This window comes from Streptomyces sp. Mut1 (assembly GCF_030719295.1).
Taxonomy (GTDB): domain Bacteria; phylum Actinomycetota; class Actinomycetes; order Streptomycetales; family Streptomycetaceae; genus Streptomyces; species Streptomyces castrisilvae.
The window spans coordinates 2,667,816-2,690,362 of the sequence record NZ_CP120997.1 but is presented as its reverse complement, the minus strand read 5'-3'; the positions used below and the strand labels follow the sequence as shown (position 1 = coordinate 2,690,362).

Below are 22,547 nucleotides of genomic sequence, written 5' to 3'. Positions count from 1 at the left end.
CCCGGCCTGACGATCCACGCCGCCGTTTCGTGAGGTTGCCGAGGTCAGGGCCTGTGCGGTGGCTCGTCGGTGAGCAGTTCGGCCAGCCGGTCCGCGAACGCGGTGATCCACTCCAGCTCCGGCCCGCCCCGCGCCACCCGGAACCCGTGCCTGCGCGCCCAGAACGCCGCCTGCACGGCATGGAACTGCGCCCACCGCCGCACCCGTTCACGCTCCAGCTCCGCCGCGTCGGCGAAGACGTCCAGGACGCGGTGGACGGCCCGGCCCAGGTCGTCCGCCTCCGCGAGGCTGAAGGCACGGGACTTCAGCAGGGTGCCGCCGTCGTACGCCGGGTCGCCGACGTAGCCCTTGGGGTCGACCGCCAGCCACGGTTCGCGTTCGGCCCGCAGGATGTTACGGGCGTGCAGGTCACCGTGGACGAGGGTGTCCGGCTGGTCCCGGCCCAGCTCCCGGGCGGTCGCCACGGCGGCGTCCACCACCGCCCGGGGCAGCGCGTGGGTCAGCTCGGCGGCGTCCCCGCGCAGCTCCTCCTCCCACGCGTCGGCCCGCTCGGACAGCCGGGGCAGGCCGTCCGGCGCGGGCACGGCCAGCCGCCGCCCCAGACGCCCGGCGACCGCCACCACCTCGTCCCCGTCCGGCACCGAATCCGCCAGGGTCTGCGGCCGGGCCCGCTCCAGCAGCATCGCGTACCGCGCGTCGTCCCTCTCGTACAGCTCGACGGCCCCGCGCCCGCCCCACGCGACGAAGGTGTCCGGCTCGTGGTCGTTGCCGGGATGCGGGAAGGACACCTTCAGCACGGCGGGCGGCGTCCCGGGCCGCCGCACGGGCACGATGAGGCCGACGCCCCCGTACATGACGTCGCCGTCCGGCGCGCACCCCCAGCGCCCGGTCAACTCCGTCACGATGCCGGGCAGTTCCCCGAGCCACGCGGACCCGGCCCCGCCCTCCCGCGCGACGGTGGTCCGCGCGAACTCCTCCGGAATCACGATCATCCGGGCACCCTACGCGCGGCCCCCTTCCCCCGTCCCGGCCAGCCGGTCCAGCGCCGCGGCCGTGAGGGCCGTGATCGCCGCGGGCAGTGCGGTGCGGACGGCGGGGGCGAAGTGCGGGGAGTGGTTCGGGGGAATGTCCCTGCCGCCGGTGGCCGCCCACTGCCGGGGGCTCGTGGTCCCCAGCATCCAGTAGACCAGCGGGATTCCCGTCTCGCCGTGGAGGTCGCGGCCCGCGTCCCCGTAGAGGGGGAAGTCCTCGGCGGCCAGCGAAGGGGGCCAGACGGTGACGCGTTCGCGCCCGTACAGGGCGGTGTGGGCGGCGCGGACCGCCTCGGTCGCCGCCGGGTCGCAGTGCAGGGCGGGGGAGCGGGAGAGCAGGGTCAGGTCCGGGTCGCGGGGGCAGGCCGACGCGGCGCACTCGGCCCGGACGATGCGTTCCACCGCCGCCAGCGCCCGGTCCAGGGTGTCATCGGTGAGGGCGCGCAGGCCGATGCCCAGTTCGGCGGTGTCCGGGACGACGTTGACGGCGGTGCCGGCGCGCAGGGTGCCCACGGTGAGGGTGAGCTGCTCGGCGGGGGCGGCCTCGCGGGCGACGACCGTCTGGAGGCGGCCGATCACCGCCGCCGCCGTGACCACGGGGTCGACGGTGAGGTGCGGGGTCGCGGCGTGACCGCCCCGGCCGTGGACGAGGACGGTGAGGGCGGCGCTCGCGGCGGCGACCGGGGTGTGGGGGCCGCCGTGGGCGATCAGGCCGGCGGGGAGCGGCGCGGCGTGCTGGGCGAGGACGGCACCGGGTCTGCCGAACCGCTCGTACAGGCCGTCCGCCAGCATGGCGCGGGCGCCGGTCAGGGTCTCCTCGGCGGGCTGGCCCACGACCACGAGGGTGCCGCGCCAGTGCTCGGTGGTGCGGGCCAGCAGGTCCGCCGCCCCGGTGGCCGCCGCCAGGTGGAGATCGTGGCCGCAGGCGTGCATGGCCGGGCCGGTGCTGGCGTACGGGAGGCCGGTGCGTTCCTGGAGCGGCAGGGCGTCGAGTTCGGCCCGCAGGTAGACGCGGGGGCCCTCGCCGTTGCGCAGCACGCCGACGACTCCGTGGCCGCCGACGCCCCGGGTCACGTCGAGGCCGGCGGCGGTGAGCCGGTCCGCGAACAGGGCGGCGGTGCGGGCCTCGTCGCCGGAGGTCTCCGGATGGCGGTGGACGTCCAGATAGAGGGTGAGGGCGGGGCGGACCGTCTCCTGGGCGAGAGCGGGGGACAGGGCGGGGTGGGCCGCGTCCTGGGGGTGGGTCATGGGGCTCCTGGCGTGCTCGTCGGGGCCGCTGGCGCCGGGTGCCAGCGATGTGTGTGCGGGAGGCATGCCGAGCGGTGAGCGCCGGGCGGTCCAATGGGCGGCGTACGCCCCCCTCGGGGCGTACGCCAGGTGGTGGCCCCCGGACACGGCGGCCCCGGACCGGAGGAGACACCATGGAGAAGAACCTGAGCACCCTCGCCGACGAGATCCTTGAGCTGGAGGCGGAGACCTTCGAGATCTCCGACTACTCGGACGCCAGCGAGGTCGTGCTCGCCGGTTCCACCAGCACCAGCTCGACCTCGACGTGCAGCTCCACCACCAGCACCACCTCCTGCTCCGCCTGACTTTCGGTCAGCAGTGCTGCCGGTAGGCCGTGTTCGCGCCCGGTACCCGTTCGACGGGTACCGGGCGTCGCGGTGTCCGCGGGGCGGGGAAGGGCGGGGCATGGGGCTCCGGGGCTGCTCGTCGGGGCGCTGGCGTGAGGTGTCAGCGATGTGTGTGCGGGAGGCATGCCGAGCGGTGAGTGCCGGGCGGTGCAATGGATGGCGTACACCCCGCCGGGGCGTACGCCAGGTGGTGGCCCCCGGAGACGGTGGCCCTGGACCGGAGGAGACATCATGGAGAAGAACCTGAGCACCCTTGCCGACGAGATCCTTGAGCTGGAGGCGGAGACCTTCGAGATCTCCGACTACTCGGACGCCAGCGAGGTCGTGCTCGCCGGTTCCACGAGCTGTAGCTCGACCTCGACGTGCAGCTCCACCACCAGCACCACCTCCTGCTCCGCCTGACCTCGCGTCAGCAGCGCTGCCGGCAGGCGGTGTGCGTGCGCCCGGTATCCGGCTCCCTTCCGACGGGTACCGGGCGTCTCGCCGTCCTCGGCCGGCGGGCACCGTTACGGGAAGGGGTGCGGCACCATGCGCATCTCCGCCTCGGTCAGGTCCGTCGCGCGGTGGCCGCCCCGGCGGAGCGCGGTGCGCAGGCGGGGCATGAAGGGGGCGCGGCGGCGGTTCCAGCCGAAGTCGATCGGCAGGAGCCCGGGGGCGAGGGTGGCGACGGTGCGCAGGCCCATGCGTTCCTGTTCCGGGGTGGTCTGGTCGACGGCGATCACGTCGTGTCCGGCGCGGGCGAGTTCGTCGATGACGGCCCGCAGGTCGTCCCGCAGGTCGCCGGTCCGGGGACGGCCGGTGGTCTCCCAGTCCCGGTAGACCTCGCCGAAGGGGCGTACGGCCAGGGGGCGGAGGTAGCTGTCGGCGTGGGCGGTCATCCTGGGCAGCCCGTAGAGCTGGGCGTGGTCCTTGAGGTGGCGCACCCGCTCGAAGTCGTCGGCCATCGCCTCCAGTTCGTCGCGGCGCTCCTCGGTCTGGCGGGAGAGGTGCGGGATGTAGGTGAGGACTTCGGAGAGGGCGCCCTCGACGGCTGCCCGTGGGTCCAGCGAGGCGGCCGCGGCGAAGGAGAGGGCGCCGGGGCCGCCGTCGCGGCGTACGGCGAGCGCGGTCACGACGGGGACGGCCAGGTCGACGCGGTTGTCCAGGGCGTGGACGTCGTAGCCCTGGAGCGCGGCGCGTTCGGCCATGGCGGGCGCGGCCCGTCCGCCGACGGTGGCCAGGTCGATCTCGGTGAGCCGGGCGTCGCCGTACCAGGCGTTGAGGAAGGCGTCCCGCTCCACGAGTTCGAGGAGACCGCCGAGTACGGCCTCCTCCAGGCCACCGCCGATGGCGCAGCCGTTGGAGCACTCGAAGACGAAGTTGTCGGCGGCCAGTCCGGCGCTGTAGTAGACGAGCCGGGACGGGACGAGGACGGGCTTGTCGTCGCGCAGGGACCAGCCCCATTCCCACGGGATGGCGCGGTCCGGGTCGAAGGGGTCGACGAGCGGGTCGTCACGGTAGGTGCCCGGGTCGTAGAGGCCGCACACGGCGGGGTCGAGCGCGTCGGCCTTCAGCTCCGTCCAGGAGCCGGTGACGGGGGTGGTGCGGCCGCGCCGGTGGGTTCCCGCGTAGCGTTCCAGGCCCTCCAGGAAGGCCAGGGTGCGGCTGGTGGAGAAGGCGTTCTCCTGGCCGCTCCAGGTGACGTCGTTGAGCCCGGCGTAGCCCCGGACGAAGACGCTGCCCGCGACGGGCGCCGTCGTCGGCGAGGTGACGTCGTTCCAGGTGCCGCCGCCGAGCATCCCGCAGACGGGGTTGGCCAGGGCTTCTTCCGGCAGGGGGTACGCGGACGCGGGGCGCATCCGGTAGCCGTCCGGGTCGGGTTTGGGGCGGGCGACGAGGGTGAGCGGACGGGGCCCGGCGGGGGCGGGCGGCGGGGCGCAGTCGGGGCAGAGGGGGTCGGCGAGCAGGGGGTACGTCCGTACCTGGAGGGTCGCCAGGTCGAGCCGGGTGACCTGGGGCAGGAGCCGGTCGGCCGGGCCGGTGGCGGGCGGTTCGGCGCCGGGGCCGTCGAGCAGCGCGCGGCACAGCGCGGCCACGGCGTCGTAGGCGTGGTCGGTGAGCAGCGGCCAGGCGCCCGCGGGACGGGGCCCGTCGGGGCCGCCGGTCTCCAGGGCGTCCCGTTCGCTGCGGCTGCGCAGGCGCTGCCAGCGCATCGCGAGGCAGCGCCCGCAGGCGGGGGCGGTGCCGTCGCCGCCCCAGGGGCCGATCAGGACGGCGGAGGCGGTGAGGTGGACGCGGGCGCCGGGGCGTTCGGCCGCCCAGGGGTCCGGGGCGCCCCGGTCGCCGAGGGCGGCGGTGGCGTCGGTGGCGCCGACCGGGACCACGGGGACGTCGCGCCCGGCGCGGCCGGCCAGGGCGGTGTGGAGCGCGGTGCGGGCCAGGTCCATGGGCACGGGGACCGGGGCGGCGGGGGCTGTGCGCGTGGGGGTGCTCATGAGGACCTCGTCCAGCGGAAGGTCTTGACGGCGGCGACGCCGAAGACCAGGGCGAAGGCGACGAGTCCGGCGCAGCCCACCCAGACGTCGGAGAGGTCCCCGCGTCCGGCGAGCGCGTGGGACACGGCGTCGTTGAGGTAGCGCAGCGGCAGGACCACGGAGACGTGCTGCAGCCAGGACGGCATCGAGTCCAGCGGGAAGAAGGAGCCGGACAGGAACGCCATCGGCAGCATCAGGAAGTTGGCGACGGCGGCCACGGACTCGGGGGTGTCGGCGAAGGAGCCGATGATGACGCCGAGCAGCAGGAAGGTGGTGACGCCGAGGAGGAGCACCGGGATCAGCAGGGGCCATCCGGAGGCCGGTTCGAGGCCGAACAGCGGCAGCATCGCGACGCCGACGAACAGCAGCGACTGTACGGCGCCGACGGCCAGGGCGATGACGTAACGGGAGCCGATGACGGCGGAGAGGGGGGCCGGGGACATCCGGATCAGGCGCAGGATGTCGTCGGTCCGCCACTGCATCAGGGTGAACGCGATCCCGAAGACGGCGGCGTTGGCGACGCCCCAGGACAGCACCCCGGCGGCGGTGTACGAGAGGTAGGACAGGCCGCTCTCCTCGACGTCCTGGCCGCGGAAGATCAGGCCGAAGACGACGAGGAAGAGCAGCGGGAAGGCGAAGGTGAAGAAGAGGGTGGTCTTGTCGCGGATCTGGGCGCGGTAGCCCGCTGCGGCCAGTGCGGCGTAGGCGCTCATGGCTGGTGCTCCGTGGTGTCGGCGTCCCGGGGGGACTGCGGGGGGCGGGTGAGCCGTGCCGTGAGGTCGAGGTAGACGTCCTCCAGGCCGGCGGTGCGGGTCTGGATGCCGTCGAGGCCGGTCAGCTTGTCGACGGCGCTGAGGACCCGGCCGGCCTCGCGGGTCTCCAGGACGAGGGAGCCGCCCTGGACGGTGACCCGGTCGACGCCGGGGATGGCCGCCGCCTCCTCCTCGCCGAGGCGGCCGAGCGGCAGCATCAGCCGGCTGGGTGCCTTGAATCCGCCGATGAGGTTGTGCGGGGTGTCGGTGACCGCGATCCGCCCGTCCACGAGGATCGCGATGCGGTCGCAGAGGGCTTCCGCCTCGTCCAGGTGGTGGGTGGTGTAGACGATGGTGCGGCCCTGCGCCTTGAGCGCGCGCAGCACCTCCCACAGGTCCCGGCGGGCCTGCGGGTCGAGGGCGGCGGTCGGCTCGTCCAGGAAGATCAGCTCGGGGCCGTGGACCAGGGCGGAGGCGATGGCGAGGCGCTGGCGCTGCCCGCCGGAGAGGCTCTCCACCTGGATGTCGCGCTGCTCGGTGAGCCCGACGGACTCCAGGGTGGCGTCCACGGCGTCGCGGGGGGCGCCGTAGAGGGCGGCGACGGTGCGCAGGTGCTCGTGGGCCTTCTGCCGGACGAAGAACGCGGAGGACTGGGTCTGTACGCCGACGCGGGGGAGCAGCGCGGTGTTGCGGGGCCAGGGGGATTCGCCGAAGAGGGCGACGGTGCCGCTGTCGGCCCGGCGCAGCCCCTCCATGATCTCCACCAGGGTCGATTTGCCCGCGCCGTTGGGGCCGAGCAGGCCGAAGAACTCGCCCCGTCCGATCTCCAGCGACACGTCGTCCAGGGCCTGGCGTTCTCCGTACCTCTTGGAGACGTGCCGGACGTGGACGGCGGGGGCCGGGGGGCCGTCCTGGCCGGGGGTGCTTGGCATCGCCTGTACCTCACTCATGTGGTGCGTGTTTCCTTCCGGTCGGGGATGTGCGCGCGGTGCGGTCACCTCGGGTCACCCCGTCAGGAGCAGGTACGCCGCGGTGCAGGTGCCGGCCGCGGCGAGGAGGACGAGCACGGCGAAGCCGGCGGCGTACGCCGTGTAGAGACGCCGGGCCCGGCGCGGGTACGCGGCCGCGGCGCCCGCGTCGCTGCGGCGCAGCGCCAGGTAGGTACGGGTCTCCGGGGCCAGGCGTGCGGTGCCGAGCAGGTGGCCGAGCATGCGGTAGCCGTCGAGCGGGGGCAGGGGGACGAGGTTGCTGAGCCCCTGGACGGCGCCGAGCAGCAGGAGCCCGGCCAGCAGCGCCCTGGTGGGGTCGCCGTGGGGCAGCAGCGACCACCAGAGGGCGAAGGGCAGCAGCAGCACCATGTTGAGGTGCGCGCCCGCCCCGGCGATGACGAGCCGGGCGCGCAGGCCGGGGATGAAGAGGTAGTTGTCGACGGTGCAGTAGAGCATCGCCGCCGGGAGCCGCCAGCGCAGCCCGATCTCGGTGACCCGGCCGCCGTAGTGCTGGGCGGCGATGCCGTGGGCCAGTTCGTGCAGGGTGATGCTGAACCACAGGAACAGGGCGACGGCCACCAGGGCGGCCGGCTCCCGGATCAGCCGGGCCGTGCCGTCGAGGAGTTCCCCGGCGTTCAGGGCCAGGGCCACGACGGTGACCAGGACGGCTGCCAGCAGGGGGAGTTGGACGGCCCGGTGGAGCAGGGGGCGCAGCACGCGGTGCAGCCGGGCGGTGGTCGCGTCGGCGTCGGCGACCAGGAGGCGGGTGCCGGACCAGAGGCCGCCCGTGCGGGCCGGGGCCGGGGTGGCGGGCGGCGGGTCGGGGGCGCCCGCCAGCAGGCTCCGGGTGCCGAGGAGGCCCAGGAGCCTGTTCCAGTGCTCCTCGGCGAGCCGGCGGCCGAAGCGCTCGGCGTAGGCGGGCGCGAGGTCGTCGAGGGTGCGGGTGCCGTCGAGGCGGGAGATGAGGAAGTGCTCCTTGGGCCCGACCTCGAACGCGGCGCCGCTCACGGGGTGCTTGAGCAGGTAGACCGTGCGGGGCCCGCGCAGCAGGGGAGGGCTGATGAGGACCCCGGGCCCGAGCGCGGGCCGGTACGCGCGGGCGGCGGCCCGCGCGCGGTCGGTCGCCGGGTTCACGCGCCCGCCGCCGTTTCCGTACCGGCGTCGTCCGCCGCGGCACCGGCCGGGGCCGCCGGCTCGCGCAGCACCTGGCCCAGGACGAAGGAGAGGTAGGCCTCGTCGCGGATCGTCACATGCAGCCGGTTGTTGGTCATGTGCATGTACGGGGAGAGCAGCCGGGGCAGGACGGCCGGCACATGGGTGAGCTTCTCCAGGGGGGCCGCCTCGGCCGGCTCGGAACGCTCCTGGCCGGTGTCCTCGCGGGCGGGCCCGTCCCAGACAGGGAAGAGGAGTTCGCCCCGGGTGGCGAGATCGGCGACGCGGTCCCGCAGTTCCAGGCAGTGTTCCGCCCAGCCGCGCAGGAAGGACGGCAGCCGGCCCAGCTCACCGGCGGCGACGGCGGAGCGGATCGCGGCGAAGCGGCTCCCCAGGGCGGGCGCCATCTGCGTGTAGTTGCGCTCGTACTCCTGCGATCCGATGAAGCCGGTGCCGGGGAACGCGCGGTGCCAGAACGCGTAGTAGCCGTCGAGGTAGTCGGCGAGCCGGTCCTCCTGGGGCAGGAAGCAGCTCGCCATGACCATCATCAGCTGGGCGGAGGTGCCCAGCAGCACGGTCCGCAGGTGGAGGTTCATGGTGCGGAAGGCGTCGATGACCAGGTCGCTGGAGTGCCGGAAGTGCCACTCGGCCAGCTCGACGCCGGCCGGGCCGCCGTATTTGGCGTACTCGGGGGCGTACCGCTCCAGGCTGAAGGAGTTGTTCGGCCGCAGGTTCATCCGGCCGTCCTCGCCCATGTACCGGGCGCGGTCCTCGCCGGGGAACTCGATGTCGAACAGCTCGTTGTAGAAGTCCTTGAGGAACCCGGAGTCGACCTCGTAGAGGGCGGGCCGGGTACGGAGGAAGCCGGTGAGGGCCTCCTCGGCGCGGCGCCGCACCTCGGGGGCGGCCTCGGGGCTCGCGGGGCGCAGCCGGAGCCGGACGTGCGGCCCCTCCAGCCAGTAGTTGATGAAGAAGTGGCCGGCCAGCAGCCCCTCGGCGGTCAGCTCGGCGACCAGCGGCCGCACGCAGTTGACCAGCATCGGCCGGGGGCTGGCCGCGTAGAAGACGTGCAGGGCGATCCACTCGCCCCGCTCCGTGTCCACGGGGCGGGCGGCGGGGCTGGACGAGATCAGTTCCGGCATGTCGGGCCGTCCTCGGTACGCGGGCGGGAGGTGAAGGTTTCCACGGCCAGTTCGGCGACGTGGTGCCCCTGCTCGGAGATCACGTGCGGGGCGTCCTCGGACGGGAGCGCCTCCCGCAGGACCACACAGTCGCCGGGGCCGCGTTCCAGCAGGGCGTCGAACGCGGTCAGGGACAACGGGCTGTCGAAGTCGACGTAGAGGGGCTTGGCGCCCAGGGCGCGGCGCCCCTCGCGCAGGACCGTCGCGAAGACCTGGGCGGGCAGCTGGTGGGTGCGCCGCCAGCGCCGCCAGCCGAGGAACCACCCCGCCTCGTCGGCGCCGGGCGTCCGGGCGGGCAGGACGCGGGCCTCGGCCGTCCAGCTGCGGCGGCTGATGACGACCCCGTCGTGGACCACGCGCGGCCTGCGGGTGACCCCGTCGTGGGCGGGGCCCTCGGGGACGCCTCCCCACGGGTCGGTGGGGGTCATCGTGCTCGGGGAGAGCAGCAGCAGGGTGCGGGGGATCTCCGGCAGTGCGACGGGCACGAGGTAGCCGAGGTAGACGGGGACGACCTCGCACTCCAGCCGCCGGGACCGCAGGGCGAGCCGGTCGGTGTCCTCGTCGTGCTGGAGGTAGAGGTCCTCCAGGTGGATACGGGCGTCCTCGGGGACGGTGGAGGTCTCACCGGGGCAGACGATCTGGTGGCTCGTCAGCCGCTCGTGCAGATTGAGGTTGGTGGTGATCGGCCCCCCGGTCAGCTCGGCGAGCACGGCGCCTCGGGGGGCGTGGGCCAGGAGTTCGCCGCGCAGCCGCTCCGAGAGGCCGGGGGTGGTGTCCGGGGCGGTCGTGCCGTCGGGGTCGAAGACATGGGTGAACCGGCTGAAGGGGAAGGCGAGTCCGCCGTACGAGCGGTTGAGGACGATCAGCGGCTGCCCGTCCGGGCCCGCCCCGGCGACCTGGATGTGGTGGCTCTGCGGTGTGAAGTCCGGCGTGATCGGGGCGAGTTCACCGGACACCTCGGCGAGGAGACCGGCCGGGAGCCGGATCTCGTCCGCTGCGCCGTGCTTCTCCCACTGCTCGCGCATACCCGCGACGAAGCGCCGCCGGGCGGTGTCCAGGGTGCGCAGGGCGCTCTGGCCGAGCCAGTTCTCCTCGGGGACGTACTCCCCGTCGGCGTCGAAGGCGCTGCGCTTGGAGGTGAAGGAGATGTACTGGTCGAAGAAGTCCTCGTGGAAGTCGTGCACCAGGCCGAGCAGGTCGTCGCAGCGCCCGCCGCTTCCGTGACGGGCCAGGAAGAAGCCGCGCAGGGTGATGCGCTGGGGCAGCGTGATGTCGTACATCGGGAGGATGCCCTCGACCCGCCGCAGCGCCTGTCCGGTGGCACCGGCCAGCGGTCCGGGCCCGCCGGGCAGGTCCTCGCCCGCGCTGACGTCCTCGTACACCAGGGTCTGCGGGAGCGCGGGGTCCTCGGCACCCAGCTCCCGCTGGACGTCCAGGAGCTGGGCGCGCAGCGTGCGGAGCAGGGTGCGCCGCTCGGTGAGCGGGGCGCCGGGGTACGCGGCCAGGCAGGCGGCCGGTCCGTCCAGTCCCGCCGCGACCGCGTCCGCCCAGGGGGCCCCGAGACCGCGCAGGGCCCGCTGGAAGGAGCGCAGCGGGTCGGGGCTGTGCACATCGGTGCGCAGGCCCGGCACCTGCACCATGCCGAGCTGGAGCAGGGCGGCGGCGTAACGCTCGGCCTCCTCCGGCTCGGCGCCCCGCTCGGTGCGCAGCATGTCCACGAGGTCCCGGTGGCGCAGCCGTTCGTGGGTGGAGAAGAAGGTGAGCAGCCGGTCCAGGGTGCCGCTGCTGCGGAGGTAGAACAGCCGGTCGCGTACGGCGTCGAAGGTGACGGCCGCGCTGTCGTCGCCCGTGGTCACCCACTGGCGGACGTAGCGGATGCGGTCCTCGTCGCGGCCCCAGCCCGGGGCGAGGACGACGGGGAGGTCCTGGCGGCGCACGGGGTCGGCGAGGATCAGGTCGGCCAGCCGGCCGAGGACGACGACATTGAGCCGGACATGACTGGTCCACTCCTCGCCGACGCGCAGGGCGGGCGGAGCGGAGTCCGGGGCGCCGGCGTCGAAGGTGCCGGTGGCGACGGCGGTCAACGTGCTGAAGGGGCTCGTCTTGCACGCGGTGCGGTAGAGGTACGTGAGCGCCGAACGCTCGATCTTCCGCATCCGCTTGCCGGGCTCGGCGCTCGTGTCCTTCAGGTATCCGTCGAGCCTGCTGTCCAGCGTGGGCGAGGCCAGCAGCAGCCCCAGCCGGAGGCGGTCCCCGGACAGCGCCTCGCGCAGCGCCCGGCGCGCGGCCCGCATCTCCCCGGCCAGCAACCCGGGTCCCTGGGCCAGGAGATCGCGGTACCGGGTCCGGCGGGCCAGCCAGCCGGCGAGCCGTGCGCCCGCAGGTTCGGCCAGCCCGGTCACCAGGCGCTCGGCGGCCCCGGGGTCGGCGGGCAGACGGTTGTTGAAGACCTCGCGGCGGAGGGTGAGCAGCAGGCGGCGGGCGTCGCTGCCGGCCGCGTCGGCGGCGCCGAGCAGCCCGTGCAGCAGCTCGCTGAGCGCGGCGCCCTCGGCGGTCAGCCACTGCTCCAGTTCCAGGACCGCGTTCGCCCAGTCGCCGGTTCCGGGGCAGCGCAGGCCCCGGACGGTCTCCAGGGGCAGGCCGGCCGCACGGAGCAGGAAGCGGTGCCCGGGTTCCCACACGTCGGGCGGACGGGGGGCGGTGTCGGGTGTCAGGAGTGTCATCGATGGATTCCCGTCAGGCGATCTCGTGCCGGAAGTCGGCGGGCCGGGGGCGCTCGTTGCCGAGCGGCATGATCAGCAGGGGTGCCTCGTCGCCGTCGCCCGGGACGTCGCGGACACGGTCCAGGCCGAGCTTCTCGATGAACGAGATGTTGTCGAAGCCCAGGGCGACGCCCGCGCCGAGCCCGAGCGCGGCGGCGGCCACGTAGAACGTCTGGGCCACGGCGCCCGCCGTTCCGGCCGCCAGGCGGTAGCCGCGGTCCCCGACCGCGTCCAGCACGGCGGTGGTGCGGACGGTCGGCACGAGGACGGCCCCCGCCTGCTCCAGGTTGTAGTTGGCGAGGAAGTAGTTGTCCTGGAGGAACGCCCCCTGCGGCCCCGCCTCGACGAGCCGCAGCTCGCCCGCCTCGGGGTCGTAGACGTACGCGCCCGGCTCGATGGACTCGACGTGGTTGACGAAGGCGTACATCCGGGCCTGCCGCACCGCGCCGTCCGGGTCCGCCTCGCTGGGCAGCGAGGTCCCGGCGCAGGCCGCGAGGACGGCGGAGAGCTGGGCGGGCGTGACGGGGTTCGCCGAGTCGAAGCGGCCGAAGCTGCTGCGCCGGGTGCGCAGGGCGCGCCGTACGGGGACGGCGGGGAAGACGGGGGCCGGGAGGGCGACGCGGGTGCCGCCCGCCGGGGCGGGCGGCGCGGCGGCGGCGGCCAGCGCCCCGGGGGCGGGGCGGTCCGTCGCGTCGCGGGTGGTCGCGGCGTGCATGGCGAGGAGCGTGGGGAACTCCAGCACGGTGCGCGACCGTTCGGCGTCGCGGTGGCGGACGGCCGGGTCGGGTCCCTCGGGGACCGCCGCGGCGGCCGGGGCCGGGGCGTCCCAGCGCAGCGGGACGACGGCGAACACGCCCTCCTCCTCGCCCTCGGTGCCGAGCAGGCCGTTCAGCCGGGGCTCGTCGAACCACAGGACGGGCGAGGTGACGAGGCCCCGGGCGCCCGCCCAGATCCGCCAGGTCTGCACGAGGGTGCCCAGGTCGGTGGAGACGACGTGGTAGGAGAAGCTGTTGTACTTGAACGCGTTCTGCCAGTACTTGACTCCGAGGATCAGGTACTGGTCGGTCTCCCGGGCCCCGGCGGGGGCGTCCGGCCCGAGCGCCTCCCGGACGCGGGCCGAGACGTCGCCGGTCAGCACCCGCTGCACGGCGTGCCGCTGGACGTCGTAGTAGTGGATGCCGGGGGTCAGCGGGCCGGACGGGCCGGACGCCCAGTAGACGCTGACCGGGTAGAGGCCGCCGCCGCCCGCGGTGCCCCGGGACCAGTTGGCGTGGGTGTGCAGCGGCAGCCCGGACAGGTCGCTGTTGGCCTGGATGCCGAGGCGGCGGCCGGTCAGCCCGTAGGAGTCCTTGAGCATCGCCGAAAGCAGCGGGAGGGTGAAGCCGGCCGGGTCGTCCGCCGCCCTGCCGCCGTCCGGGGCGGGCAGCAGACCGCGTGCGGCCGGGGCGTCCGGGAGGCCGTCGCCGTCGGGGAGGGCGTAGGGCTCCACGCCCGGGTAGAACTTGCCCCTGCGCGGGGCGTCGGGCCAGTCGGGGACGAAGTCGGCGGGCTCCATCGGGATGCGGCCGCGGTGCAGGACGGCGTCGGCGTACTCATGGGCGTATCCCATGGGGTCGGTCCCCTCTCGGATGGGCGGGCGGAGCTGACGTGCGGTCATGGGAACGGGTGGGGTGCGGGGTTGAGTCCGGCGGGGCCGAGGGTGGTGCGCATCCGGGGCATGTGCCGGGCGCGCTGGCGGGACCAGCCGAAGTCGATGGGGAGCAGCCCCGGGACCAGCACCTTGACGGTGTGCAGTCCGAGCGCGCGCTGCTCGGGCAGGGTCTGGTCGACGACGACCACGTCGTATCCGGCGGCGGTGACGGCGCCGACCGCGCGCAGCAGGTCGGCGCGCAGGTCGGGGGTGGCCTGGGCGCCCCCGCTGTCCGGCCAGGCCAGGTCGGCGACGGCGAGCGGCGGGCGGGGTCCGGGCTGCCGCAGCAGGAAGTCGGCGTGCCGGCCCATCTCGGGGATTCCGTAGGACAGCGGGTGGTCGTGGAGGGTGGTGACCCGGTCGAAGTCGGTGGCCATGGCGCGCAGCCGTTCCTCGTCGCGCAGCGTCCGGCCGACGAGGTTGACCGCGTCGGTGGCGATCTCGCAGAGCGCGGAGTCCAGGGCGGATTCGGGGTCGAGCCCGGCGCCCGCGCCGAAGCACATCCGGCCGGTGGCGCCGTCGAAGCGTTCGGCGCAGCCGGTGACCACGGGGACGGGGAAGCCGATCCGGGTGTCGAAGAAGCGGGCCCGGTAGCCGTACATGGCCAGCCGGTCCACCATGTGCCGGGTGGCGGGGCGGGAGCTGGTCGACGGGTCGATCTCGCGCAGCGGCACCTGCCCGTACCAGGAGAGCAGGAAGGCGTCCCGCTCGATGACCTCCATCAGGCCGAAGTAGACGGCCTCCTCAGTACTGCCGCCCGAGGCGCAGCCGTTGGAGCTCTCCTGCACGAACCGGTTCTCCAGGCCGGGCGCGTGGTAGTAGGCGAGGATCTCGGGGACCGGGCGCGGGCGGTCGTCGCGGAGCGACCAGCCCCACACCCAGGGGATCTTCCGGTCGGGGGCGAACGGCCGCACCCGGGGGTTGGCCGTGTGGAACTCCTCGGCGTACAGCCCGGTTTCGCGCGGGTCGACGGCGTCGGGGCCCAGCTCGTCGAGGGAGGCGGTGAGACGGGTGGTCCTGGCACGGGCCCGCATCCCGGCGTAGCGCTCCAGCGCCTCCAGGACCCCGATGCTCCGGCTGTGGGCGTACGTGTCCGCGTGGCCGCCCCAGAACGTCTCCCGGAGGTAGTCCCCGGAGCGGGTCGAGAAGCAGCCGACGGTGGCGGACGTGGTGGTGGAGGCGACGTCGCAGATCACCGAGGAACCGAGCGCGCCCCAGTGCGGGTTGACGAAGGCGTCCTCCGGCAGCCGGTAGTCCTCCACCCGCCGCACCCGGAAGACACCCGGCCGGTACGGGGGTGCCGGCCGCAGGGTGAGCGCGGCGCCCTCGGCGGTGTCGGGCCGGGGCGTGGAGCAGCCGGGGCACTCCGGGTCGGGGACGAGGGGGTGGCCGCGTACGGTCATGGCGTCCAGGTCCAGCAGATGGACCCGGGGGTACGGTCCGGGCTCCGGCTCCGCCCCGGCGAGCCCCGCCACCAGGGCGGCGACGGCGGTGGCGGCGAAGGCCGTGCCGTAGGGCCAGTCGCCCACCGGCCGGGTGCCGTCGCCCAGTTCGAGGCCCTCGCGCAGGGACACCGAGCGCACGCCCTGCCAGCGGCGCGCGAGACAGGTCCCGCACCCCGCGCGCCCGTCCCGGGCGGGCCACGGCCCGATCAGCACCTGGCGGCCGTACAGATGGACGGGCAGGGCGCCGTCGGCCGGGGCGTCCCCGCCCGTGGTGCCGGCCGGCGCGTACGCGTCCCGGACGCCGAGCCGCGCCACGGTCACGGGCTGCGCGCAACCGGTCTCACCGAGCGCGTCCCGCAGGGCCGCGGCGAACCGGTCGACGGCTTCGGAGCGCTCGGCCGGCCGGGGGCGTACGGCGGTCTCAGCCGGCATCGGAGGCCGCCCGGGTGAGCAGGACGCGGACGGTGTGGATGCCCGCGGTGGGCAGGTCGGCGGCGTGGGTGGGCACGACCAGGGCGTCCCGCCCGGCGGCGGCGAGGCGTTCCAGGACGCGGGTCCACCCGGCGTCGTTCCCGCCGGCCGGGGCGTCCGGGGCGGCGGGCTGTCCGGAGGTGACCGGGACGAGCGCCGGGTCCAGGTCGCGCAGCAGCGGGTCCCCGGTGTCCGGGGCGCCGGTGCCGTCGGCGGACTCCGCCCGCCCGGCGGCCGTCTGCGCCTCGCCGAGCAGGTCCCGCAGGGCGTCCACGGCAGCCGAGGCGAGGTCCGGGGCCGCGCCGACGGCCCAGAGGGCGGGGGCGGGGGTGCCGGTCGTCCTGGCGAGGACGACCGATGCCCCGGAGTGCGCCCGCTCGCCGAGGTCCAGCAGCTCGACGGTGAGGCCGAGGTGGGCCGCCGACCGCAGCAGGAACACCGGTTCGGGCTCTTCGCCGAGCGTCTCGGGCGTGATCACGCAGACCGCTCCGGCTCCTCGCACGGCCCGGCGCAGCGCGTCGTGGGCGAGCGCCGACAGCAGGCCGGCCGCGGCGGCCTCGGGCAGGTCCGCACCGGCCCCGGCACCGGCCCGGGTGGGTTCGAAGCGCCGGTCCGCGTTGTCCGCGCCGAAGGGGCGCACCGCGCCCGCCGGCACCCGCAGCGCCTCCTTGGTGAGCAGGGAGACGGCCGCCGTCCAGCGGGTGGCCGCCCCGGTCCCGCCGGTCCCGGAGGCGACGGTGAGGGTGTCCGGGTCCACGGCGGGCAGCTCCGCCGTGGCGTCGTCGGGTCCCGGGGCGGGCACCACGTGCTCGGCGTAGACCGTGGCGGCGGCGTTCAGTGCCCGCAGCCGGGCTCCGGCGGTGTGGTGGATGTCGAAGGCGGTGACCGTCCTCGGGCCGGGGGCGCCCAGGCCGCCCAGGACGACCGCGCCCACCTTCAGCGGGGTCTGGGTCAGCTGCTCGTCGGCGTAGGCGGTGAACACCCCGGCGTGCGGGCGGACGAGGGCGGAGCGGCGTTCGAGTTCGGCGAGCGGGCCCTGCGCGGCCTCGTCGTCGGGGGCGGTGGCCACGGTCGGGAGGAACGCCGGGCGGGCCGGAGCGGAGGCCAGGTCGACCGGCTCGGGAAGGGCGGCGGGGAGCGCGCAGAACGGGCAGGCGGGGTGCGGCAGCAGCGGCTCCGACGCCACGTCGAAGGAGGCCATGTCCTGGATGAGCAGCCGGTCACGGGTCTCGGCCGGCAGCGCGTCGGTGACCAGGCGGAACACCTCGTAGCCGAGCAGGTTGCCGAGCATCGCCGCGAGCGGGCCCGATGGCTGGGCGCCGGGGGTGCCGGTGCCGAGGGCCAGCCCGCTCCAGAGCCCGGCCGCCGCCGCGTCGGCCGCACCGCCGGCCGCGCCCAGCCGCAGGGCCGCGCAGGCCCAGCAGGCCGCCGCCCGGGAGGTCATGACCGGCCCGACGACGGCCCGGCCCTGGAACGTCCACGCCGGGAGCAGCGTCCGTCCCTCGGGCACCCCTTCCCGCAGCAACGACAGCACGGTGCCCGGCACATGGGGACCGGCCGCGGTGACGACGAAGTCGTACCCCTCGTACGCCGCCCAGCCGTCGCCGGCGGCCCCTGGGGCGGGCGGCTCGGGGAGCACGGACAGCTCGACGGGGCAGTCCTCCTCGGCCAGCCGGGCCGCCTCCCGGTGGACCTCGGCGAACTCCTCGGCCGTGGTGCCCCCGGAGCCGTCGACGAGGGCGGGATCGACGCCGATGGTGGCGCAGCCGTTGCGGATGAGCGACAGCACGCACCAGCGGGCCACCGGTCCGTCGCCGAGCACGGCGACCCGGGTGGCGCGGTAGCGGGCGAACCGGGCGTCGGCGTCGTCCGCGTAGTGGTCGACGTAGGCGATCTGCTGGGCGAAGCGCTCGGCGGGGGCGGGGGCCGTCCGCAGGGCCGCCGATTCGTCCGGTGCCGGTACGGGGCGGGCGAAGCCACGGGCGTAGAGGGCCGTCACGAGTTCGCCGACCATCGCCTTCTGCCGGTCGCCGAAGCCCTCGCAGATCTCCTCGACGGATCTGCTGCCGTCCAGGTGGGGCACGATGAGCGTGGCGAACCGGTAGCCGGACCTGGCGGTGAGCCGGAACCCTCCGTCGGCGTTGTGGAAGATCACGCCGTCGGGTGTCTCGGTGAACAGGACGTCACGGCGGACTCGTGGCCGGGTCCCTGCGGTCTCTGTGTACGGCGTTGCTGCCATGGGTGCGTCACACCTCTTGTTCTGGGGGTGGGACGGCCGGCCCGGGGCACGGGCCGCCCTGTCCGGCTGTAAGGGGCGTAGGGGGGGGTGTACGGAGCGGGTGGTGCCAGGTGTCATGGGCGGTAGACGTGGTGCTGGTGGTGGTGCTGGTGCTGGTGCTGGTGGTGCTGGTGGTGCTCGTGGTGTGCGTGTGGTGCTGGTGGTGCCCGTGGTGTGCGTGTGGTGCTGGTCCGGGCACGGCCGGGCGGAGGCTGCCGGATCCGGGGGCTCAGGCGCCGGGTGGCCGGTGCGGGCGGACACGGGGGGCGGTGTCCGCGGCGCGGTGACGGAGTGTCACCGCAGGGCGGTGGGACGGGTACTGCCCGCCTGGGGTGTCTCCCCGCGCCGCGGCGGGCGCAGGAGGGCCGAGGCATGGCCGACGGAGGGGGCGGCCGCGCGCCGGGCGTGTGCGCGCAGCAGTTCGTGCATCCGGAAGGCGCCGGGGTGTTCCTCCTCCAGGAGGCCCGCGTCGAGGAGCCGTTCCATCACGTCTTCGGCCGTTTCCCACGGAACGCCGAGGGCGGCGGCGGCCAGATCCGCGGTGAGCCGGCCGTGCGTCGCCGCCCCGAGCCGCAGATGCGCTTCGGCCAGCACCGGGGGGAGCCGGCCCAGGGCCTCGTCCAGGGTCAGGGGTACGGACATCCGGGGGTCGTCGGCCAGGCTGAGGCGGCCCGGCAGGTCGTGCCGGAGCCAGTCCGCGCAGTCGGCCAGCTTGAGGAGGGGCCGGGTGAGCAGCCGGGCGGTGGCGATCCGCAGGGCGAGCGGGTGGTGCCCGCACACCGAGGCCAGCAGCCGTGCGGCCGACGGCTCGGCGGCGACACGTTCCCGGCCCAGTACGGCGGTGAGCAGCGCGTCCGACTCCTCGGGGCCGAGTGCGCCGAGCCGGTGCACGGTGCCGCCGTGCGTGGCGACGAGGGCGGCCAGCCCCATCCGGCTGGTGACGATCGCGGCACCGCCCGCGTTGGCGGTGAGCAGGGGGCGCACCTGGTCGGGGTGGACGACGTCGTCGAGGATCAGCAGGGTGCGGCCCCGCCCGGTGCCGGGGTGGGCGGGCAGCGCGTCGCGGAGTTCGGCGGCGGCCTCCTCCGTCGGGCGCGGGGTGCCGTCGGGCAGGGTCAGCGGGAGCAGCAGACAACCGCCCGGGAAGTCCCCGCCCACCAGGCGCGCCACGTGCAGGGCGAGCGCGGTCTTGCCGATGCCGGGTGCCCCGGAGAGCACCGCCACCGGGGCCCGCTCGGGCCCCGTACCGGGCCGCCCGTCGAAGGAGTGACCGTCGAAGGGGTGGCCGTCGAGGGAGCGGCTGTTGGGGGAGTAGCCGTCCCCGTCGGCGCCGAACAGGGCGGGGCCGGTGTCCGTCAGCAGGGCGACCAGCTCCTCCACCTGCCTCCGCCGGCCGGTGAAGCCGGGTACCGCCGGGAGGGGCGCCACCGCGGGGAGGGGTGCCACCGCGGGGAGGGGTGCCACCTCCGTACCGCCGCCGGGGCGGGATACGGCTCCGCCCCCGCCCGGGGCGACCGGCGGAAGCGGGGCCGGCGGGGCGGCGGGGGACACGAGCGAGACGGGGGCGTGCCCGGTGTCCGGGGCGCCCAGCTCGTCGCCCCGCAGGATCGCCAGTTCCAGGCGCTGGAGTCCGGGCCGGGGGTCGACGCCGAGTTCCTCGCGCAGGTACGTCTTGATCCTCCGGTACTCCGACAGCGCCTCCGTTTGCCGCCCGGTCCGGTACAGGGCCAGCATCAGCTGCTCGGAAAACCGCTCGTGGGCCGGGTATACGCGCGTAACTTCCCAAAGATCAACAAGAGTTTCGCGGCAGCGGCCGTGTTCCAGTTCGATGTCGCAGACCCGTTCCAGGACCCGCAGGCGCTCCTCCGCCAGCCGGGGCACCTCGTCCCGGTGCAGCAGCCCGGAGGGCACGTTGGCGAGCAGCGGCCCCTGCCAGAGGGCGAGGGCGGCCCGCAGGGTGTACAGCTCGGAGTCCTCACCGGCCGTCGCGGCCCGGCCGACGAGCTGCCGGAAGTGGAGCAGGTCGAGGGTCTCGGCGTCGGCGTGGATGCGGTAGCCGCCGGCGACCGCCACGACAGCCTGGTCCTCGATGCCGTACTTGGCGAAGATCCGGCGCAGCCGGAGCACACAGCTCTGGAGCGCGGCCTTGGCCGTCGTGGGCTGCTCCTCGCCCCAGACGGCCTCTTGCAGGTGGTCGGTGGAGACGACCCGCCCCGGCCGGATGAGCAGGGCGGCCAGTAACGCGGTCGGCTTGGAGGGCGGGAGAACCACGACATCCCGCCCATCGGTGATGCTCAGGGGCCCGAGCAGTTGGAACAGCACCGTCGTCCGCCTTCCCGTGCACTCTCCGCGGCCCGTCGGGCCGCCTGCCTCGTAGCGCCGTCCCGGAGGGGACGACTACTGCCAGCCGAAGTCGTGCGGTTGGTCGCCCGGGGGCGTGAGCAGGGCGGCGGGACCGGGGGCATCGGTGGTGGTGGCGGAGTCGGAGGCGGCCGGGGCGTTCTGTACGGCGGAAGCGGTTGCGGCGTACGCGGGGGTCATGGCGAGAACCCCGCCGCTGAGCGCCAGGGACAGGAGAGCGGTACAGGAGAACCGGTGGAGACGCGTCATGCGGAAGCCCTTCGAACCATCGGTGGGGAGCGTTCGACAGCACCGTGAGTTTTGTACGCGAGCGACGCAACGGTGAAGGTGAGACCGGTGGACCGATGAGGCCATGGCCCCTTCCGTCCAGCATGTGGACGCCCGCATCCGTCCGTCCCGGTCACCAGGAGGCCGTCTGCCCTCCGCTCACGCACTCGTGCCATGCTCTTTACCGCAGCGTCAACGGGGTACTGAAGAGTAGACGGCGGCGTCTGCGGAAATAACTCCGTTAAGCGACAGAGCTCCTAGCAAGGAGGGACGATGCTCGACCCTTTGGGTCTGGACGCCACGGCGGAGGTCGTCTACCGGGCACTGCTCGGCCAGCCGTACGCGTCCCTCGCGGAGCATCGCTCTCACCTCCAACTGACACAAAATCAGTTCGACACCGCTGTCAAGGAGTTGCTCGACCTCGCCCTGGTGCGCCCGGCCGCGAACGCCGGGGAGCGGCGACTGCACGTGGTCGACCCCCGGCTGGGCCTGGAGATGCTCCTGTCCCGCCGCCGCGCCCGGCTCGCCGCCGAGCGTCAACGGCTGGCGGACGGCGAGGCCGCCGTGGCCGAACTCCTCTGCGGCCTCCCCGCCACCCACCCCGCAGCCGGTGAGTCACCCGTGGTCCACCTGGACGGCGTGGACCACGTACGGGACTACCTGACCCGGCTGCACGAGGAGGTGGAGGAGGAGATCCTCACCTTCGCGACGGGCGGCGCGCAGACAGAGGAGAACATGCACGCCTCCCGCCCGCTCAACCAGGAACTCCTGGAGCGCGGGGTGCGGATGCGTACGGTCTACCTCGACAGCATCCACAACCACCCGCCCACGGTGGCCCATGTGACCTGGCTGGCCTCGCTCGGCGCCGAGATCCGCACCGCCCCCTCGCTCAGCACCCGCATGATCATCACCGACCGCCGCCTCGCCCTGGTCGCCCTGGATGACCAGGACTCCTCGCTCGGCGCGCTCGTCGTGTCGGGTCCGGGCCTCATCGCGGCGCTGGAGGCCCTGTTCGAAAGCGTCTGGGACCGCGCCGAACCCCTCGGCCCGTCCGAGAAGCCCGCGGACCACTCGCTGACCCGGCAACAACACGAAACCCTGCGCCTGCTGGCCCGCGGCTACACGGACGAGGCCATAGCCAAGCGCCTGGGCGTCTCCCCCCGAACCGCCCGCCGCATAGCCACCGGCCTCCTCGGCCACCTGGACGCCCGCAGCCGCTTCCAGGCAGGCGTCCACGCGGCCCAACTGGGATACCTGCCGGCGGACGGGGGGCGGGCTTGAGGGGGAGGCGACCTTGAGGGGGTCGGCCCTTGAGGGGGGCGTCCCTCAACCGCCGGGCACGCCATCGACGTTGGACCCGGTCGAGACGGCGAGACGGCGAGGCCCTGGCCGGAGGCCGAACGGTTCGGTGCGCTGACATTCGGCCTGAGCCTTGGGTGCGCGCGTGGTGGGTGGGGGTGGGGAGATTGGCGCGGACGGTAGGGTTGTTGGCCGGGACTGGGCTGTTTGCCTGCTATCCGATTGTTGAGGTGGATATGCCGGACTGTGCGAAAGTGGTCAGAAACCGCGCGCTCGCCGCGTAAAGCCGCAGGTCACGTAGTCTGCTCCCCGCGCGTGCGGGGATGGCCCCGTCCTGTCTCGCCGTGCTACCGGCGCGAGATACTGCTCCCCGCGCGTGCGGGGATGGCCCCGAACCGGGCCCCCCTCCAGAGAAGTTGGAGGGCTGCTCCCCGCGCGTGCGGGGATGGCCCCCGGCGCTGACGGCCGGCGAACGGGGCGACCGGCTGCTCCCCGCGCGTGCGGGGATGGCCCCATGGGCGTGGACATCGTGCTGGACGGGGGCGGCTGCTCCCCGCGCGTGCGGGGATGGCCCCGGGTACGGCGTGGCCGGCTCGCGAGTTCCTGGCTGCTCCCCGCGCGTGCGGGGATGGCCCCATCGCCATGGACCGGTGGGGCGAGCACACCAACTGCTCCCCGCGCGTGCGGGGATGGCCCCTGGACCGGCTCGCGGGCGTCGCAAA

General features: G+C 74.7%; 16 protein-coding genes and 1 CRISPR repeat array (1 of these 17 only partly in view). Of the genes, 3 read left to right on the top strand and 13 right to left on the bottom strand.

Annotated features, from left to right (window positions below):
• Nucleotides 1-44: 44 nt before the first annotated feature.
• Both P8A18_RS11430 and P8A18_RS11425 read right to left on the bottom strand, forming a co-directional pair.
• Complete coding sequence (locus P8A18_RS11430) at nt 45-992, bottom strand: aminoglycoside phosphotransferase family protein (RefSeq protein ID WP_306053868.1); 948 nt, start codon at nt 990-992, stop codon at nt 45-47.
• Between the two features lie 9 nt (nt 993-1,001).
• Nucleotides 1,002-2,279 carry an amidohydrolase gene (locus P8A18_RS11425; protein WP_306053866.1) on the bottom strand — a complete coding sequence of 426 codons (1,278 nt, stop codon included), beginning with the start codon at nt 2,277-2,279 and terminating at the stop codon, nt 1,002-1,004.
• Between the two features lie 173 nt (nt 2,280-2,452).
• On the opposite strand from P8A18_RS11425, the gene P8A18_RS11420 reads away from it, so the two are divergent.
• Together P8A18_RS11420 and P8A18_RS11415 are read left to right on the top strand one after the other, a co-directional pair.
• Nucleotides 2,453-2,623, top strand: a complete 171-nt coding sequence (locus P8A18_RS11420; protein ID WP_018555848.1) for a thiazolylpeptide-type bacteriocin — start codon at nt 2,453-2,455, stop codon at nt 2,621-2,623.
• Between the two features lie 273 nt (nt 2,624-2,896).
• A complete protein-coding gene (locus P8A18_RS11415) occupies nt 2,897-3,067 on the top strand; it encodes a thiazolylpeptide-type bacteriocin (protein ID WP_018555847.1) in 171 nt (56 codons plus the stop codon).
• 104 nt (nt 3,068-3,171) lie between these two features.
• Here the strand turns inward: P8A18_RS11415 and P8A18_RS11410 are convergent, their stop codons facing one another.
• The 11 genes from P8A18_RS11410 to P8A18_RS11360 form a co-directional block, all read right to left on the bottom strand.
• A complete protein-coding gene (locus tag P8A18_RS11410) occupies nt 3,172-5,139 on the bottom strand; it encodes a TOMM precursor leader peptide-binding protein (protein ID WP_306053861.1) in 1,968 nt (655 codons plus the stop codon).
• The gene (locus P8A18_RS11405) at nt 5,136-5,891 is read right to left on the bottom strand and encodes an ABC transporter permease (protein WP_306053859.1); all 756 of its coding nucleotides are present in this window, start codon (nt 5,889-5,891) and stop codon (nt 5,136-5,138) included. Before P8A18_RS11405 ends, P8A18_RS11410 begins: the two co-directional genes overlap by 4 nt.
• Nucleotides 5,888-6,880: an ABC transporter ATP-binding protein gene (locus P8A18_RS11400; protein ID WP_018555844.1), complete on the bottom strand. Its 993-nt coding sequence runs from the start codon at nt 6,878-6,880 to the stop codon at nt 5,888-5,890. The genes P8A18_RS11405 and P8A18_RS11400 overlap by 4 nt, the downstream gene beginning before the upstream one ends.
• Before the next feature lie 54 nt (nt 6,881-6,934).
• On the bottom strand, nt 6,935-8,053 hold the full coding sequence (locus tag P8A18_RS11395; RefSeq protein WP_306053856.1) for a M50 family metallopeptidase: 1,119 nt from the start codon (nt 8,051-8,053) through the stop codon (nt 6,935-6,937).
• Nucleotides 8,050-9,213, bottom strand: coding sequence for a lantibiotic dehydratase C-terminal domain-containing protein (locus P8A18_RS11390; RefSeq protein WP_306053854.1), 1,164 nt, complete (start codon nt 9,211-9,213; stop codon nt 8,050-8,052). The genes P8A18_RS11395 and P8A18_RS11390 overlap by 4 nt, the downstream gene beginning before the upstream one ends.
• Complete coding sequence (locus tag P8A18_RS11385; RefSeq protein ID WP_306053853.1) at nt 9,201-11,975, bottom strand: lantibiotic dehydratase; 2,775 nt, start codon at nt 11,973-11,975, stop codon at nt 9,201-9,203. The genes P8A18_RS11390 and P8A18_RS11385 overlap by 13 nt, the downstream gene beginning before the upstream one ends.
• Before the next feature lie 13 nt (nt 11,976-11,988).
• Nucleotides 11,989-13,623, bottom strand: a complete 1,635-nt coding sequence (locus tag P8A18_RS11380) for a nitroreductase family protein (RefSeq protein WP_306053851.1) — start codon at nt 13,621-13,623, stop codon at nt 11,989-11,991.
• Between the two features lie 44 nt (nt 13,624-13,667).
• Entirely contained in the window at nt 13,668-15,581 is a 1,914-nt protein-coding gene (locus P8A18_RS11375) for a TOMM precursor leader peptide-binding protein (RefSeq protein ID WP_306053849.1), read from the bottom strand.
• Nucleotides 15,571-17,859 (bottom strand): TOMM precursor leader peptide-binding protein, encoded by a 2,289-nt coding sequence (locus P8A18_RS11370; protein ID WP_306053847.1) that lies wholly within the window; start codon nt 17,857-17,859, stop codon nt 15,571-15,573. Before P8A18_RS11370 ends, P8A18_RS11375 begins: the two co-directional genes overlap by 11 nt.
• Nucleotides 17,860-18,192: 333 nt before the next feature.
• Nucleotides 18,193-20,220: an AfsR/SARP family transcriptional regulator gene (locus P8A18_RS11365; protein ID WP_306053846.1), complete on the bottom strand. Its 2,028-nt coding sequence runs from the start codon at nt 20,218-20,220 to the stop codon at nt 18,193-18,195.
• A 75-nt stretch (nt 20,221-20,295) separates the two neighbouring features.
• Nucleotides 20,296-20,508, bottom strand: coding sequence for a hypothetical protein (locus tag P8A18_RS11360; RefSeq protein WP_306053845.1), 213 nt, complete (start codon nt 20,506-20,508; stop codon nt 20,296-20,298).
• A gap of 291 nt (nt 20,509-20,799) precedes the next feature.
• Between P8A18_RS11360 and P8A18_RS11355 the strand changes: the two genes are divergently transcribed.
• Entirely contained in the window at nt 20,800-21,807 is a 1,008-nt protein-coding gene (locus tag P8A18_RS11355; protein ID WP_306053843.1) for a helix-turn-helix domain-containing protein, read from the top strand.
• A gap of 320 nt (nt 21,808-22,127) precedes the next feature.
• Nucleotides 22,128-22,547: direct repeats of the CRISPR family, unit length 29 nt; unit sequence CTGCTCCCCGCGCGTGCGGGGATGGCCCC (it continues 778 nt past the right edge of the window).